General features: G+C 67.5%; 10 protein-coding genes and 1 pseudogene. 7 read left to right on the top strand and 4 right to left on the bottom strand.

Annotation, left to right across the window (positions count from 1 at the left end):
• Positions 1 to 599 precede the first annotated feature (599 nt).
• Positions 600 to 2,912, bottom strand: a complete 2,313-nt coding sequence (locus OHA03_RS32665; protein WP_323181285.1) for a M4 family metallopeptidase — start codon at positions 2,910 to 2,912, stop codon at positions 600 to 602.
• 441 nt (positions 2,913 to 3,353) lie between these two features.
• Between OHA03_RS32665 and OHA03_RS32660 the strand changes: the two genes are divergently transcribed.
• On the top strand, positions 3,354 to 4,445 hold the full coding sequence (locus OHA03_RS32660; protein WP_267007294.1) for a LuxR family transcriptional regulator: 1,092 nt from the start codon (positions 3,354 to 3,356) through the stop codon (positions 4,443 to 4,445).
• A gap of 167 nt (positions 4,446 to 4,612) precedes the next feature.
• On the opposite strand, the gene OHA03_RS32655 is transcribed toward OHA03_RS32660, so the two are convergent.
• Positions 4,613 to 4,792 (bottom strand): hypothetical protein, encoded by a 180-nt coding sequence (locus tag OHA03_RS32655; RefSeq protein WP_267007293.1) that lies wholly within the window; start codon positions 4,790 to 4,792, stop codon positions 4,613 to 4,615.
• A 503-nt stretch (positions 4,793 to 5,295) separates the two neighbouring features.
• Between OHA03_RS32655 and OHA03_RS32650 the strand changes: the two genes are divergently transcribed.
• A complete protein-coding gene (locus tag OHA03_RS32650; RefSeq protein WP_323181284.1) occupies positions 5,296 to 6,318 on the top strand; it encodes a DJ-1/PfpI family protein in 1,023 nt (340 codons plus the stop codon).
• 775 nt (positions 6,319 to 7,093) lie between these two features.
• Positions 7,094 to 8,557 (top strand): MFS transporter, encoded by a 1,464-nt coding sequence (locus OHA03_RS32645; RefSeq protein ID WP_267007291.1) that lies wholly within the window; start codon positions 7,094 to 7,096, stop codon positions 8,555 to 8,557.
• Positions 8,558 to 8,626: 69 nt separating this feature from the next.
• On the opposite strand, the pseudogene OHA03_RS32640 reads toward OHA03_RS32645, so the two are convergent.
• A pseudogene (locus OHA03_RS32640) lies at positions 8,627 to 8,796 on the bottom strand (transposase family protein); the annotation flags it as partial.
• A gap of 184 nt (positions 8,797 to 8,980) precedes the next feature.
• On the opposite strand from OHA03_RS32640, the gene OHA03_RS32635 reads away from it, so the two are divergent.
• The 3 genes from OHA03_RS32635 (at position 8,981) to OHA03_RS32625 (ending at position 11,622) form a co-directional block, all read left to right on the top strand.
• Positions 8,981 to 9,520, top strand: a complete 540-nt coding sequence (locus OHA03_RS32635; protein ID WP_267007290.1) for a GNAT family N-acetyltransferase — start codon at positions 8,981 to 8,983, stop codon at positions 9,518 to 9,520.
• A 154-nt stretch (positions 9,521 to 9,674) separates the two neighbouring features.
• Positions 9,675 to 9,863, top strand: a complete 189-nt coding sequence (locus tag OHA03_RS32630; RefSeq protein WP_267007289.1) for a hypothetical protein — start codon at positions 9,675 to 9,677, stop codon at positions 9,861 to 9,863.
• A gap of 271 nt (positions 9,864 to 10,134) precedes the next feature.
• Positions 10,135 to 11,622 carry an IS4 family transposase gene (locus OHA03_RS32625; RefSeq protein ID WP_267000869.1) on the top strand — a complete coding sequence of 496 codons (1,488 nt, stop codon included), beginning with the start codon at positions 10,135 to 10,137 and terminating at the stop codon, positions 11,620 to 11,622.
• Between the two features lie 282 nt (positions 11,623 to 11,904).
• On the opposite strand, the gene OHA03_RS32620 is transcribed toward OHA03_RS32625, so the two are convergent.
• Entirely contained in the window at positions 11,905 to 14,622 is a 2,718-nt protein-coding gene (locus tag OHA03_RS32620) for a multifunctional oxoglutarate decarboxylase/oxoglutarate dehydrogenase thiamine pyrophosphate-binding subunit/dihydrolipoyllysine-residue succinyltransferase subunit (protein ID WP_267007288.1), read from the bottom strand.
• Between the two features lie 511 nt (positions 14,623 to 15,133).
• On the opposite strand from OHA03_RS32620, the gene OHA03_RS32615 reads away from it, so the two are divergent.
• Positions 15,134 to 15,589 carry a DUF6884 domain-containing protein gene (locus OHA03_RS32615; RefSeq protein ID WP_267007287.1) on the top strand — a complete coding sequence of 152 codons (456 nt, stop codon included), beginning with the start codon at positions 15,134 to 15,136 and terminating at the stop codon, positions 15,587 to 15,589.
• The last annotated feature ends 229 nt before the right edge of the window (positions 15,590 to 15,818 follow it).

The following is a 15,818-nucleotide window of genomic DNA, read 5'->3' as shown; positions in this document are numbered from 1 at the left end:
GACATGCGGCCATGAGGATGGATCGCCCGGAACCGCACGTCAGGTAGTCGGCGGGCAGTCCCTGCCCGGTCGCGGGAGTCGGACCGGCCCGGGACCCACGGCCTCGCCGTGAACGGCCCGACGGGGCGGGAGGTGACGACGGCGCACCGGACAGGCTTGCCACAGAAGTTGTGCTGCAGATGATCGCCGCAATGCCGTCCCGCTCGGCATCGTAAGGCCACACTGCAGTCGTCGATGAACTGCCAGAAGGTGTTCTCGTTCATGTCGCTGAGCATGACGGACGGCTCTGACAAGCGGCCGCGTGACGCCTCACTCGGGTCTGGCAGCTGTTCACCGGCCACACCGCCCTGCCTGATACGACGGCGGCCGTCGTCGGTAAGGACGGATACGTCAAGAGTGATTTCCTGGCGAGGGAGACGCTCGCCCCCGCGTGTGGGCGCATCGACAGCACCGGGCTGTCACGCCGGCAGACCGCCGCTCCCGAGACTGATCACCACCACCCCAGCCCCGCCGACCGGCCGCCGGCAGGGAGGAACACGTACCGCCGCGCCCGTTTGGCCGGGCGCGGCAGGTGTGCGCGGTGCGGTGGAGAAGAACGGTCAGAAGGTGAGGCTCCAGCTGTCGAGGTAGCCGGGGTCGACGGTGAAGATGCCGGGGGTGTTGTCCTGGACCCGAAGCTTCCATGTGCCGTTGGCGGGGACCGCCGACGCGTCGACCGTGTAGGTGGTGTGCAGCTCGCCCTCGCCGGTGTCCCAGTACCAGTCCTTGACCGGGATCTCCGTGCCGTTCTCGCTGACCAGGCTGACCACCTGACCGCCGACCCACGGGTGGTACAGGTCGACCGTGACCTTGAGGTCGCTGGGGGCATTGCCCTTGCGGCCGGTCACGATGAGCGGGGACTCGATGCTCTTCCAGTTGGGGATGTCGAACCGGGCCGGGTTGACGAAGAAGTCACCACCGGAGGCCAGGACGGTCCACACGAAGTGCACCGTGCGCTTGACCTTCGGCGAGTTCGTGATGGTGACGGCGGCCTTGAAGTCGCCGGCCTTCTTCGGAGTGCCGCTGATCAGGCCGGTTTCCGCGTCGATGGACAGGCCCTTGGGAAGCCCGTGCGCGGAATACGACAGAGGGCCCGGCCGGGAACTCGTCGCCTCGATCTGCCGGCTGGTCGGCTGGCCGACAGCCGACTTCCGCGTGGAGGGGGCGATCACGGCGATGTGGTTCACATAGCGGGCGCCGACGTTGACGGCCGCCCAGGCGTTGCCGACGGCCTCGTAGGCGTCGCTGGTCGGACCGAACAGGTCGGCGGCGGCCCGGAGGGTGGCGGCGCGGGCGCCCGCGTAGTCGGTGCTACTGGTCATGTAGACGGTCAGCGCCCGGTACCAGACCGCGGTCGCGTCGCGCTGGCCGAGACCGACGACCGGGAGGCCGTCGGATGTGGGGCTGTCGTAGGCGATGCCGTTGATGGTCTTCTTCCCGCTGCCCTCGGAGAGGAGGTAGAAGAAGTGGTTGGCCACGCCCGAGCTGAAGTGCGGGTCGAGCTTTCTGGTCTCGGGGGTCCAGTAGTCCTGAGAGGTGCCCTTGGCGGAGGCGTCCTTGGAGGGCTGGTCCATGTAGCGCAGCGGCTTGCCGGTACCGCGGACGTCGGCGAGCTCGCCGATCATGTAGTCGGGGACATCTGCGGGGTTGTCCGCGGAGAACTCCACGGAGGTGCCCATGATGTCGCTGGTGGCCTCGTTCAGGCCGCCGGACTCACCGGAGTAGGTCAGGTTCGCGGTGGCGTAAGTGACGCCGTGGGTCATCTCGTGTGCGGCGATGTCGAGTTCGGTGAGTGGCCTGGCGTTGTTCAGACCGTCGCCGTAGGTCATGCAGAAGCAGCCGTTGTCCCAGAACGCGTTGGCGTATCCGTCGCCGTAGTGGACCCGGGAGTAGGCGCCGACACCGTCGTCAGCGATGCCGTTGCGGCCGAACCGGTCGTGGTAGAAGTCCCACGTCTGCCGCTGGCCGTAGGCGGCGTCCACGGCCGCGGTCTGGCGGTCGGCCGCCGTTCCGTCGCCCCAGACGTCGTCGTCGTCGGTGACCAGTACGCCGTTGCCGCCGACGCCGGTCAGGTCGTACGTCTTGTGGCCGCCGCGCTCGGGGTCGGTCAGCTCGTAGAGGCTGCCGTTACGCGTGGTGCCGATCGGCACCTCACCGCTGTACTGGCTGTGGCCGGTGCCTGAGTGGACCTGTTCGACGCTCTGGAGCTGCTTGCCGGTCGTGGCGTCTGTCACCACGCTCAGGCTGCTCGGGGTTCCGTCCTCCTGCACGCCGCTGACGACGGTCTGCCAGGCGAGCGTGGGCTTGCTGCCCCCGAGCCAGACGACCAGCTTCGGCGATCCGTCCGTGGCCGCGTCGTCGGTCTCCTTGGTCTTCGCGGCGGCCAGGGCGGACTTCTTCGCCGTCGCGGCCGTGACGGCGGCCTTGGTCGTCGGCACCGACACCTTGGCGTCCGAGGCCCTGGTGACCGTACGGGCCGCACCCTGCTCGTGGACCACCAGGTCGCCGCCGATGACGGGCAGGCCGGCGTAGGTGCGCTCGTAGCGAGTGTGCACGGTGCCGTCTGCGTCCTTGACGACGTCCTTGGGTATCAGCTCCTCCCGATCGCTCAGCTTCAGCGAACGGGCGGTGGCGACGCTTGCCTCGGTCGCCGCCTCGAGCAGCTTCCTGCGCTGCCCAGGGGAGAGCGTCACGGACCGGGCGCCGGGCCGGGGCTCCGCGGTGATCTGCCGTGGTGCTTGATCCGTGCCGACCGAGGCAGAGGCGGTGCCCGAGGCGGGGAGGACCGAAACGAAGAGCGTGGCCATGGCGACGGCCGCAATTGCCGCGACACGCGGCGACGTGGCCCTGTTGGTACGGAAGTTGTTCGGCACTGCTGTAACTCCTTCTGTCCGGACGTGCGGTGACGGCCGGTGGGGTGGGGAACCGGAGGCTGGGTGTTCCTCCGGCGTGAAGGGGTGCGATGCGGCGCGAGCCGTGGGTCGACGCGGTCGCGCCTGCGGTGGTGCGGGACGGACTTGGTCACCGCCCTCTGCGAGGGCCGCGAGAGGGAGTGCCGCGGCCGGTATCGGCTGAAGCGGCTCGGGCTGCGTCGCGTCGGCGGCTCGTGATCACCCTGTCCGGGGCGCGATCCGCCAGGCAAGGAGATCCGGAGTGCGGGTCCGCGCAACTGCGCAGATGTGAACAGGAACAGACAGGAACGGAACGGGTCCGCCCCGGCCGTACAGGGATGTAACGAGCACGTGATCGCTCCGGCCGACTCCACCGCGTACGATCGGCCTCGCGAACGCGCCGAAAGGGGGACAGCTGTGGCGGTGTCGTCGGAATTGCCGTGGGCCGGGACCGGTCTGGGCCCCTTGGCCGGCCGGGTGCTCGAATGCCTGGTCACGCAGCCGGAGCTGAGCAGCGAGGCGGTTGCCGAAGCGCTCGGGGTCACCTCGGCAGCCGCCGAACGCGCCCTACAGGCACTGGAGAACGAAAACCTGGTCGTCCGCGTAGGTGACCGTCCCACGCGTTGGAGCGCGGGCCCGCCCCGCTCCACCCTCGGTTCGCTGCTGGCCCAGAGGCGGCAGGAACTGGCGCGGGCGGAGCTGTACATGGAGCGGTTGCACGAGGCATACCGCTCGGCGTCGCACCGTCGCGTCACCTCCGACCTGTTCGAGGTGGTGGAGAGCGCCGAGCAGGTCGGGGTGCGCTACGCGCAGCTGCTCGCGTCCAGTCGGCACGAGGTGCTCCACCTCGCCAAACCTCCGTACGTCACGCGGTCCGCGCGCCTCGAGGGCACCTCGGCGCCGACTGCCCCCGCAGCCGTTTCGGACGCACCGACTCCGGAGGTCCCCGTGCCTGACGGAGTGCGGCTCCGGTCGGTGTACGACACCGACGGGATGACCGACACCGTTTCGCTGCGCACCGCCCTGAGCGGCACAGCCCGGGGCGGGGAGCTGCGGCTGTTGGCCGGGCTCCCGATGAAACTGGTGGTGTTCGATGCGACGGTCGGCATCATGCCGCTACGACAGGAGGATCCGTCTGCGGGTTCGCTCATCGTGCACTCGACCACACTTCTCGGAGTGCTCACCGCGCTCTTCGAAAGCGTCTGGGAACGGGCGACCCCGGTGTCGCTGGACAGCGGCCCCGGCCGACCGCCAATCACTGCGACGGAACCGGACGGCCAGCCTCCGGGGCGGATGCGCGACATCCTCACTCTCTTGCGCGCGGGTCTGACGGACGACGCGATCGCCCGGGTCCTGGGGCTGAGCCGACGGACGATCCAGAAACACATCAGCGAGACCGCAGAGCTCCTCGGCGCGCGGACCCGCTTCCAGATCGCGCTGCTGGCACGCGAACGAGGCTGGCTCGGGGACGCCCCGGGCGTGGTGGCGGCCCCCGCCGAACGAACGACCGGGTGACCCAGGACGGCGTCGAACAGGTCGGGGAACTTCCCGTCGCGGTCTTGGACCGGGCACCGTGCCCAGCAGCAGGCGTCCTCGAGGTCCGTGACGAGGTTCTTAGCGGCTGCGCCACCCAGGATCCGCCAGGGGGCCAGAAAATCGTCCTGCCCCTCGGCCGTCCCGGATCACCGGATCATCTGCTTGGACACACTCGCGTCGTCGGCCTCGGACAGGTACGCGGAGATGTCGCCGTGCGTCAGCCCCCGCGCGGACAGGGAAAGGGGCATCGCGTCGACGCCGGTCAGGCGGTGCTGCCACTCCTGGACGGTCTGCGGCTCGACGCTGCGCCCGTCGTCCCACGGCACCGCGATCTCGGTGCGAACAGGTGTCGAAGCAGCAGCTTCGCGCGCCTCCCGACGAGTGGACTGGGAGGCTGTGCCTCCCAGCAGGTAGCAAGCCGATCGTGGCTCCAGTACGGGTCACGGGCGCATGATGAGCACACAGAAGTCCGAGGGCGGGGCCGGCGGTAACCCCGTCCCTGATCTCTGGGGCACACTCGCCGACCAGCGCCTCAAGGGGTCGGTCACCGCCCTTGGACCAGGATCCTGCGGCCCGCGGCACGTATCAGGACACTCCGTGCCGCGTTCTGCAGGGCACGTTCGACGGTCCGCACCAGGCAATCGGGGTCAACCACTTCGACACTTGGGCCTTCGTCGGGCGTTCGCCTCGATCCTGAGGCGAAGTGGCGGCGGCACGCCGGCGAGCATGCTGTCGCCGGCATTCCATCGATCTGGTGTCCACACCATGCACGGCCCGGAGGTACCCGATGAAGCACAAGCACCCTGGAACAGGTCCGCACACTGTGACAGTGTTCGTCTTTCCGGGGGTGCGGCTGCTCGATGTGACCGGTCCCATCGAGGTGTTCACGACGGCGAACGAGTTCGGCGGACGCTATCGGGTGCAGATTGCGTCCGAGGACGGGACGGACGTGATCACCTCCGCCGGGACCCGACTCGGCGCTGACCTTTCCGTCGACGATGTACAGGAGCCGTGCGACGTTCTGGTGATCCCGGGCGGTCCGGAATGGGAAACGCTGATCAAGGACGACGCTCTTTTGGATGTTGTCCGGCAACTGAACGAGAAGAGCCGCTGCACGGCATCGGTGTGCACGGGAGCGTTTCTGCTGGCCGCGGCCGGGCTTCTGAACGGCCGTCGCGCTACGACGCACTGGCGGCAATCAGGGGAACTGGCCTCTCGTTTCCCCTCCGTGCAGGTCGCACCGGACGCCATCTTCGTGCGGGACGGACAGATGATGACTTCGGCAGGTGTCAGTGCCGGTATCGACCTGTCCTTGGCGCTGGTCGAAGAGCACTACGGTGCGGAGGTCGCTCGATCGGTCGCCAAGGACATGGTCGTCTTCATGCAGCGACCGGGTAGCCAGTCCCAATTCAGCGTCCGTACCCGGGCGCCGCACACCCACCAGCAGATGCTCCGCCGGGTCCTGGACGCCGTCGCCGAGAACCCCGGGGCCAACCACACACTGACGGCCATGGCCCGCAGGGCAGGCATCAGCGTCCGTCACGTGACCCGACTCTTCTACGAAGAGGTGGGAACGACGCCGGCGCGGTATGTCGAGCAGGTCCGGCTGGAAGCTGCCCAGGCGCTGCTGGAGACGGGTGACGACCCCATGCCGGTCGTGGCGCGGCGCACAGGGTTCGGCTCACCCGAGTCGCTCCGCAGAGCGTTCGTGCGACACCTGAGTGTCACACCTGGTGCATTCCGGGCCAGCTTCCGGACGACGGGGCGTGCGCACACAGAATCAGGTGTCCCCGGCGGTGACGTCGTAGTCGAGGCACAACGGGCCGATGACGGTGAGCTGTCAGCTGCCTGAGGCCGGCTCAGCGCCGAGCTCCGGTACAGCGGTATACAGACACCGTTGCAGATTGTCGCTCGAAGCGCGCGTGCGGTGGGCACAGCGGCAGGATTCGCCACAGGTTTCACGTCGTGGCCTGATCGTCGCCGAGGCCGTGCGTATCCCTGCCTGCGGGGGTCGCTCCGGTGTGCCTGGAATAGAGCTTCGGTGAGCGGGGCGGCCATAGTGTCCTCGGGCCGTTTCAGCTCCCTCGTCCGGAAGTGAGCGGGCCGTCCAGGCTACGGGCACATCGGGGAGGGCAGGTGTCAACCGCCGCTCTGCCCTCTGGGGTTCCGAGAAGTGACGGGCCCGGTTGCCTTGCCCGGGCGTTCCTCGGCCATCTGCCGAACTCGGCCGGCTTCGCGAGCCTGCGGTCCTGTCCGACAGCCCGAATCCTCTGGACCTCGCCAACAGGGGCGCGCTGCACAGGTTTTGCCACGTCCTCATGCGCAGTCGACGCCTGCAGGGAGAGGCACCACGGCGCCGGATCCTGGGTTGTCCCTTCTTTTTGACCTGCACCCCGGTGCGCTGCAGGAGGGCTTGCGTTCACCGGACTGCGAGCCGTCCTCGGACGAGCCCACCGTCAGAGGGCTGAATCTGCGCCTGTGCCGTCCGTAGCTGCGGCCATGCCTGGGCAGCCCGTGCGAGTTGAACAGGTCAGGAAATGCCCGACGACCGGGCCGGCCTGAAGCCTCGCCTCGTATGAAGGCGTTTGAGGGGCACGGTGGCGGCCCCACCGAACAGAAGGCGATCAATGATGGCTTCGATCGGATCCACTCTCGAACCCGATCCGCGCAGGTGGCGCGCGCTCGGCATCATCTGCCTGGTGCAGGTGATGCTGCTGCTCGACGTGACCGTGGTCAATGTCGCGCTTCCCCCCATCCAGAAGGATCTCGGCTTTACGAGCACCGGCCTGGCGTGGGTCGTCAACGGTTACACCGTCACCTACGGCGGACTGCTGATGCTCGGTGGGCGCCTGGGCGATCTGGTGGGCCGTAGACGCCTGTTCCTGATCGGTCTGGCGATCTTCGCGCTTTCGTCGGCGAGCGCCGGAGTGGCCCAGCAGGCCGGTGTACTCGTCGCCAGTCGCTTCGTGCAGGGCATTGGTGCGGCACTTGTCAGTCCGGCGGCCCTGTCCCTGGTGACGCTGCTGTTCACCCGGCCACAGGAAAGGGCGCGGGCGATGGCCATCTGGAGCGGCCTGGCCGGAGTTGGCGTGGCCCTGGGCGTCGTGCTCTCAGGCATCCTCACCGACCTCGCCTCCTGGCGCTGGATATTTTTCATCAACCTGCCCGTCGCCGCCTTCGCAATTCTCGCCACCCCCCGCCTCGTCTCCGAGAGCCGCGCCGCCAAGCGCGGCCGGCCTGACGTCCTCGGAGCCATCCTGGTCACCCTCGGCCTGCTGCTGGTCGTGTTCGGCCTGCTGGAGAAGAGCAATCGTGCGTGGCTCTCGTTCCCCGTCCTCGGCTGCGTGGGGATCGGTGTTCTCCTCCTGATCGGTTTCGTGCTGGTCGAGGCCCGGGTGGCACAGCCCCTGATGCCCCTCGCGTTCCTACGCTCGCGCAACCGGAGCATCGCCAACCTGGTCCGCGTCTGCTACTACGTCGGATTCGCCACCTTCTTCTTCTCACTGAGCCTGTACGTGCAACACACACTGCATTTCTCCGCGCTGGCGACCGGATTCGCCTTCGTACCGTTCGGGTTGGTCATTCTGTTCAGCGCCACTGTGATCGCACCGCGCCTCCTCCCCCGGTTCGGGCTGCGGACACTGAATGGAGGAGGCCTTGCGATCTCCACGGTCGGCTACATCTTCCTTGCCGGACTGAGCGCGCACGGCACGTATGTGGCCGATGTGCTGCCCGGGCTGATCCTCGTGCCACTGGGAGGCGGCCTGGTTCTCGTCGGATCCACCGTCGCCGGAGTGGATGGTGCCACAGGTGAGGACGCGGGTATCGCCAGCAGTATGAACAATGCGTCCATGCAGATCGGCAGCGCCATCGGTCTGGCCGCCCTGGTCTCCATGGGCACCAGCCACGCCACCGTTCTGCAGCACGCAGGCGTCGACCCGATGGCCGCCACCGCGCGCGGCTACGCCTTCAGCTTCGCCGTCGCCGCCGGTCTGACGGCCTTCGGCGCAGTGGTCGGCTTCCTCGGGATTCACCCGACGGCCGCCGAAGTTCGGAAAATACCGGAGAACACCGGGCAGCACGCGGCCTGACTCGCTGCCGCAGGCGAAGGCCTGAGCCTGCGGCAGGGGCAGGGGCAGGTCAAGGGTCGGTGGAGTCACAATCCCGAACAGCGGAGCGAGCTGCCGCAGTGTAGGGTTCGTCCGCCGGTACGCGGCGACCAGCAGGACCCGGTCCTCCAAGGCAGGCTCCACGGCAGTCACTTGCTGACCTCGTCCGCGCCTTCGCGTCGCAACGCGGTCATCAGCTTGCCGAAGCAGCGCGGCCTCAGCCCGGTGAACGGGGCTGTTCAAGACGGCTCCGGCGCCGTGATTACACCAAGTGCGACGCTCAGACCGGCCCATTGGGTACTCAGTCGCAGGAGATGATCTTGGTGTGGCTTTGCCCACCTGGCTCTGTGTGATGTCCCGCGGAATCCGGTGGTGCGACGTGGCGCCGGGGTCAAGAATCGCCGGATGCATGAAGTGAAGCTGTCCGACGGGACCATCACTCTGTCCCAGCTGCGTCCGGACGATGTGGAGGCGCACCTCGCGGGGGAGGATGAGCTGCTCGTTCGCCGGCTCAACGGCGGTCCCGGGACGCGCGAGGGCGTTGAAGCGTACTTCCGGCACTGCCGGGAACAGTGGGACACCGCCGGGCCACTCCGCGCTTTCGGCATCCGGGCGGGCGCCGGCGAGGCACTCGCAGGGACCATCGACTTGCGGTTCGCAGGAGAGGGTTTGGCTCCCGGGCAGGTGAATGTCGCGTACGGCCTCTATCCGTCCTGGAGGGGACGTGGCCTGGCTACCCGCGCGGTCCTCTTGGTGTCCCGGTACGCGGCGAGTGAAGGCGGGGAGGAGGCGGTGATCCAGGTGGAGCCGGAGAATCCCGAATCTGCCGCAGTCGCGCGGCGGGCAGGGTTCACCCCCGGCAGGCAGACACACACGAAGGACGCCACACGGTTCGACTGGTACATCCGGGACCTGCGCGTCGATTCCCCAGTGACGACCTGCTGACCCCAAGCCACTCGATGGCACGAGTGCGGCATGTACTCCGAAACGGATCTGCGGCGCCCAAGCAGGACTCGGGCTTCCCTCTGAACAGGCGGCAAGTGACAATAGAGCTCAACAAGGGGCCACAGCACGGTCCCGCCAGACAAACGGGGGACCCATGATCTTCATTGTTTCCATGGTGGTTGTGCTCGCGGCCGCGGTCGGGGGCTGCTTGGTCGTACTGCGGCGCAGAGGCGGCTCGGGGGAACGCGGGGCGCTGGAGCGCGGGGCAGCGGACCAGGGACTCGCACAAGGGCTGGGCACGGCGAACGCCAAGAGCCAGAACACGGGGCCCTTCGGGTCCTGAGCCCTGGCCTCAGCCAGCCAATTGCTCCACAACATGCCCCCAGGGGCAGGACCAATGCCGGTGAGTTAGCGCGTCGGTGCAGGTCAGGCACTTGATAGTGCGGGGTTTGGTTGGGAATATCCCCTGGTGACGTTGCGTGATCCGTCACTTCTGGTGACGTGTCGGCGGAGGCCGGGACACGGCAACGGAGTTCCCGGTAGGACAGAAGATCGACCAAGATCCGACTGTCCGCGAGGGAACTCCGTTGGGTACTCAGTGTGCCATCGTCCGCATGTCGTCTGCCATCACCGAGGGCAGCCAGGCCCCGTTGAACAGGCTGGTGACCCCCACGGACCGGCGCTTTGGCGAGCACGTCCGTCTCGGCGTGTTGACCGAGGAGATCAGCCCTGAACTGGTTGACGAGGTCGTGGAGTTGACCGGCTGCGGCGAGCGTCGCCGCCGGCTGTTGCCCGCCCGGGCGGTGGTCTACTTCATCCTGGCGTTGTGCCTGTTCAGCAGCTCCGACAGTGCCGGGCCGCCGGGATACCGGTCGGTCCTGCGCACGTTGACGGAGAAGCTGCGGCATCTGCCAGGCCTGTGTGTGCAGCGCTTGCCCACCAGCTCGGCCCTGACACGGGCCCGGCAGCGGCTGGGCGACAAGCCGCTGCAGGCGCTGTTCGAGCGGCGGTGCGGCACGCTGGCCACGACCGTCACTCCGGGCGCGTTCGCCTTCGGGCTGCGGCTGGTCGCCTGGGACGGCACCGCGCTGGATGTCCCCGACACCCCGGCAAACGCTGCTGAGTTCGGTTTCACCGGCAAGGGTGGTGTCAACCAGAGCGGACACCCACAGGTCCGCCTGATGGCCCTGACCGAATGCGGCACCCACGCCCTGGTCGACGCGGCCTTCGACGCCGTGGCCAGGTTCAGCGAGCACAAGCTCGCCCGCCGGCTGCTGGCCTCCCTGCGAGGGGACATGCTGCTGCTGGCCGACCGCAACTTCGCCGGATACCAGCTGTGGGGCCTGGCCCGCGCCACCGGCGCCCACCTGGCCTGGCGGATCAAGAAGAACCTGGTCTTCGTGCCGCTGCGGGTGCTGTCCGACGGGTCCTACCTGTCCATCATGCGCACGCCCGCGGAGAACATCCGCCACGGTCAGGCCCGCGCGGCCGGACGCACCCTGACCGAGCCGCCCCGGGGACACCTGGTACGGATCATCGAGTACACCGTGACCATCCACCCACAGGCCGGCCCACCCCGCACCGAGACGTTCCGGCTGGTCACCAGCCTGCTGGACCACCGCCTCGCCCCGGCCCACCAGCTGGCGAGGGCATATCACCAGCGGTGGGAGATCGAAAACGGATTCGCGGAACTGAAGAACCGCCTGCGCGGCGCCGGATTCATCCTGCGCTCCAAGGCGCCCGAGCTGATCTACCAGGAGATCTACGCCCTTCTCACCGTCTACCAGGCACTATGCGCACTGCAGACGCGCGCGGCAGAACACGGCGGGACCGATCCTGACCGGATCTCCTTCACCGTCACGGTGCAGCTCGCCCGGCTGGCCGTCGCCGCCCAGGCCGCAGCCGACGTCACCACACTGGCCGCCGCCCGCCGCGAAGCCACCACAGAGCTCTTGGCCGCCCTCCTGCCGCCCCGGCGCAACCGGCAGTGCCAGCGCATCAAGAAGCCGTCCAAGAACACCTTCGAGGTCAGAAAACGGGACCAGACCCGCACTCCCAGTAACGTCCGCTACACACTCAAAGTCACCAAGCACCCCACCTGACCTGCACCGACGCGCTAACTCACCGGCATTGGGGGCAGGACGCACTTGTTGGATGCGCGAAGCCCGTACGCCGCGTCGGTATGCACGCGCACCTTTGGCCGCAGCCCGGCTTCTTGACAGCCGTCGGATGCCAGGGCACTGGTGCTGTGCCGGCATGGCGCTGACGTGCATGCCCCATGCAACCGGACACCCCTCGGATCCGGTCCGAGGGGCGTCCGGAACAAAAGGCCCGTGGGCCGTAGCGCGCGAGCCCGTCTTCGGCGCCGTCGTACGCGGCAGGGCTCAGTGGAAGGCTGACATAACGAGATCCTTCTGTTCGCCGGCATGCCGTCGGGCAGACCCCACGGCGGGGGCCGGCGCCTCCGGTCGGCTGATGCATTCGATGGGACGGCTCGCCAGCCGGTGCACGTAGGGCCCCACGAAGGACCATGCTCCTTGGTTCTCCGGCTCCTCCTGCACCCATCGCACCTCGGCCTCGGCGGAGAATCGGGCGAGTTCCGCGCTCAGCTCCTCTTCCGGGAACGGGTAGAGACGCTCCAGGCGGACGATCGCCGTGTCCGACAGCTCAGCGCTCCGCCGGTAGGCGTCCAGGTCGTAGAAGACCTTGCCCGAGCACACCAGCACACGCCTGATCCGGGCGGTGTCCGCCGTCTCGTCCGGTATGACCGGACGGAACGCGCCCGCGGTGAGCTCCGTCAGCCCGGAGGTGGCTGCCTTCAACCGCAGCATCGACTTCGGAGTGAAGACGACCAAAGGCCTACTGTGCTCGCCGAGCGCTTGCTGCCTGAGCAGATGAAAGTAGTTGCCCGGCAGGGAGGGCATGGCGACGGTCATGTTCCCCTGCGCGCAGAGTTGAAGGAATCGCTCGATCCTGCCGGAGGAGTGGTCTGGCCCCTGCCCTTCCAAGCCGTGCGGCAGCAACAGTGTCACCCCGGAGCGCTGCCCCCACTTCTGCTCGGATGATGAGATGTACTCGTCGATAACTGTCTGGGCCCCGTTGACGAAGTCGCCGAACTGGGCCTCCCACAGCACCAGAGCGTCGGGCCGCGCCAGTGAGTAGCCGTACTCGAAGGCCAGCGCTCCTAGTTCGGACAACATCGAGTCGTAGGGTGCAAAGCTCGCGGCCCGCGAGCCGAGAGAGCTCAGCGGCGTGTGCTCCACGCCGGTGCGCCGGTCGGTGAGCACAGCGTGCCGTTGGCCGAACGTGCCGCGGCGGGAATCCTGCCCGGCCAGCCGCACCGGAACCCCGTCCAGCAACAGGGAGCCTATGGCCAGTGTTTCTGCGGTGGCCCAGTCGATCGTTCCCGCATCCAGCATCGTGGCACGCCTCTGGAGCTGCGGAAGAACGCGCGCGTGAACGGTGAACCCTTCCGGCACACCGGTCTGGGAAGCGATGACGTGCCGGGCGGTCGCCTCCGTGATCGCGGTCGCCACCTGGGGGGCGGCTGCATTCTGAGCGGCCACAGGGTTCACGGGCTTCGGAGAGAGTGGCGCCGACAGCGCCCGGGTCTCGGTGAAGGCCCGCTCAAGGTGTCCCTGATAGTCCCGCAATGCCCCTTCCACCTGCCGCTCGCCGATGTCCCCTCGGCGGACCAGCGCCTCGGCGTACAGCTTGCGCACCGAAGCCCTGACGTCGATGCGGTCGTACATCGCCGGCTGAGTGATGGATGGATCATCGACCTCGCTGTGCCCGTGGCGCCTGTAGCAGATCAGATCGACAACCACGTCCTTGTGGAACGTCTGACGATAGTCGAAGGCCAGGCGCGCGACCTGGACAACGGCCTCGGGATCGTCTCCGTTCACATGGAAGATCGGGGCCTCGACCGACCGTGCCACGTCGGTGGCGTATGTGCTCGAACGGCCGTTGGCGGGCGAGGTCGTAAAGCCGACCTGGTTGTTGATGACGATGTGAACCGTCCCGCCGGTGCGGTAGCCGGGCAGCTGTGACATGTTGAGCGTCTCGGACACCACACCCTGACCGGCAAATGCGGCATCGCCGTGGACGACGATCGGCAATACAGGGAAGGCTTCGCCACCGTCTGCGGCCGACTCCTGCTTGGCTCGCACCACCCCCTGGGCCACCGGCCCTACGATCTCCAGATGCGAGGGGTTTGCCACGACGGAGACCGCAATGGTGCCGCCGTCCAGGGCACGATAGGTCCCTTCCGCACCGAGGTGGTACTTCACGTCGCCGGATCCCTGGACCGACCGAATGTCTACTGCATCCTCGAACTCATGGAAGATCTCTGCGTAGGACTTGCCGATGGTGTTGGCCAGAACGTTGAGCCGGCCTCGGTGTGCCATACCGATGACAGCTTCCCTCACCCCATGCCTGATGGAGCGGAGCAGCAGCGCGTCGAGCAGCACGATCGCCGACTCGCCGCCTTCAAGCGAATACCGTTTGTGGCCCACATACTTGGTCTGCAGGAACGTCTCGAAGGCCTCTGCCGCACCCAACCGGTAGAGAATCTGCAATTGTTCGGCGACGTTCGGCCGGGGCTGAGGCGACTCGATCCGCTGCTGGACCCAGCGACGTTCCTGGGAGCTTTGGATGTGCATGTACTCGGTGCCGACGGTACGGCAGTAGAACTCCTGCAGAGCATTCAGCACGTTGCGAAGAGTCATGGTGGCGTGCCCGGCAAAGCCGTCGACGACGAACTCACTTTGCAGGTCATCGTCTCGGAGTCCGAATGCCATGATGTCGAGTTCCGGATGTGCCACCACCCGCCCTGTCGCGAGCGGGTCGGTATCGGCCACCAAGTGTCCGCGAACTCGATACGCGTCGATGAGCGCGGCAACACGCACCGCCTTGACCGCCGCCTCGTCCGTGCTGTCCTGCGCAGTCATCGCGCCGTTGCGTGCCTGCGGAACGGCCACGGGGGCCGCGGAGGCGAAGAACTCCCTCCAGGTCTGATCGACCGAGCCGGGGTCGTGCAGGTATCGCTCGTACTGTTCGTCCACGAGCCATTCGTTGATGCCGAAGCGTGATTGCGACGCCACTGTGTGGATCGCCTTCTTTCCTCATTCAGAACTACCGATGATGGACACGCCCGGACTGCCGGTCATCACTCATCGTGCCCGCAGACTTCACTTCCACTGAACATCCGTCGTGGAGGCGAACCCATCCGACCCTGTCGGACCACCGACGCTATGGCATCGCGGGAGCCGAGAGAGAGACTCAGGAATGCCATAACAGCGTCACATCAGGACATTGCGGCAGGAAGGTGGCCCCGCGTGGAACGCTGCCACCGCACGGCTGAGACCTGATTACCGGTGCCGCGCGTCCTGATCCGAGGGCTCGTAGTCCACGCGACCCGACATCGCCTCGGTCCAGAGCCCGGTTGTAAGTCATCAGCCGCAATCTCACGGCCGCCGGGTCGACCCCACGGCCGGTCCCACATCACGGGTTCCCCGGTCGACAAGCCGGCGACACCGCCTCGGATGAGACTCGTACCGGGTGAGCACAGCAGTGGTGCCGCTCACATCAACGCGAACAGGCAGGACGACAGGAATGACAGCGAACGACTATCTCGACTGCTTCGAACCAGAACTCGTCGTCATCCCGTGCGGTAGCCGCAAACTGGGCCGGCGCGCACGAGCGGCAGATATGTATGTCGGCTCGTATCACCGTGCGTGCCGTAAGGCGGCTGATGCACTGCAGCCCGACCGACTGCTCATCCTCTCTGCACGCCACGGCCTGCTCGACCTCGACGACGTCATCGAGCCGTACGACACACCCCATGGCGCTGCCGACGCCATAACGGCCCAAGTCCTCCTCAAGCAGGCGGCCATGCGCGACATCGTGCTCCTCGACCCCGTTGTGGCCCTCGGTGGGGCACGGCATGTCAGCCTCGTCCGCACCATCTGGCCGCACGCCCGCACGCCGCTGGCCGGGACACGCGGCATGGGCGAGCAAATGGCCCGACTCGCAGCGCTGCGCAATGGGCGGGATCAGCAGCTGATGTGACGCCACATGCGGCTGCTTGAAGGCGGTCGGCCCTCGGCCGACCGCTGCGTGGCCACACGAACACGTGCGCAGCGCATGGCATCGACAGCGTGCTGGTGGCTATGGAGCGTCGTCCTGGCGAGCGCGTCCGCGGCGCGGTCGGCGGTGGCCTCGGCCTCGCCGCGAAACAGCGCCCACTTGAGTCCCGAACGACAGATGCCGTGCCGGATGACCTCGCCGAAGCCACTGT

The sequence above is a fragment of the Streptomyces sp. NBC_00154 genome, from assembly GCF_026342835.1.
Taxonomy (GTDB): Bacteria; Actinomycetota; Actinomycetes; order Streptomycetales; family Streptomycetaceae; genus Streptomyces.
The sequence above is the reverse complement of the archived record's forward strand: the minus strand, read 5'-3'. Positions and strand labels throughout refer to the sequence as shown.

Coding starts and splice junctions, on each gene's coding strand:
- OHA03_RS32645 (WP_267007291.1), top strand. CDS start 7,094: ATGATGGCTTCGATCGGATCCACTCTCGAACCCGATCCGCGCAGGTGG.
- OHA03_RS32635 (WP_267007290.1), top strand. CDS start 8,981: ATGCATGAAGTGAAGCTGTCCGACGGGACCATCACTCTGTCCCAGCTG.
- OHA03_RS32630 (WP_267007289.1), top strand. CDS start 9,675: ATGATCTTCATTGTTTCCATGGTGGTTGTGCTCGCGGCCGCGGTCGGG.
- OHA03_RS32625 (WP_267000869.1), top strand. CDS start 10,135: ATGTCGTCTGCCATCACCGAGGGCAGCCAGGCCCCGTTGAACAGGCTG.
- OHA03_RS32615 (WP_267007287.1), top strand. CDS start 15,134: ATGACAGCGAACGACTATCTCGACTGCTTCGAACCAGAACTCGTCGTC.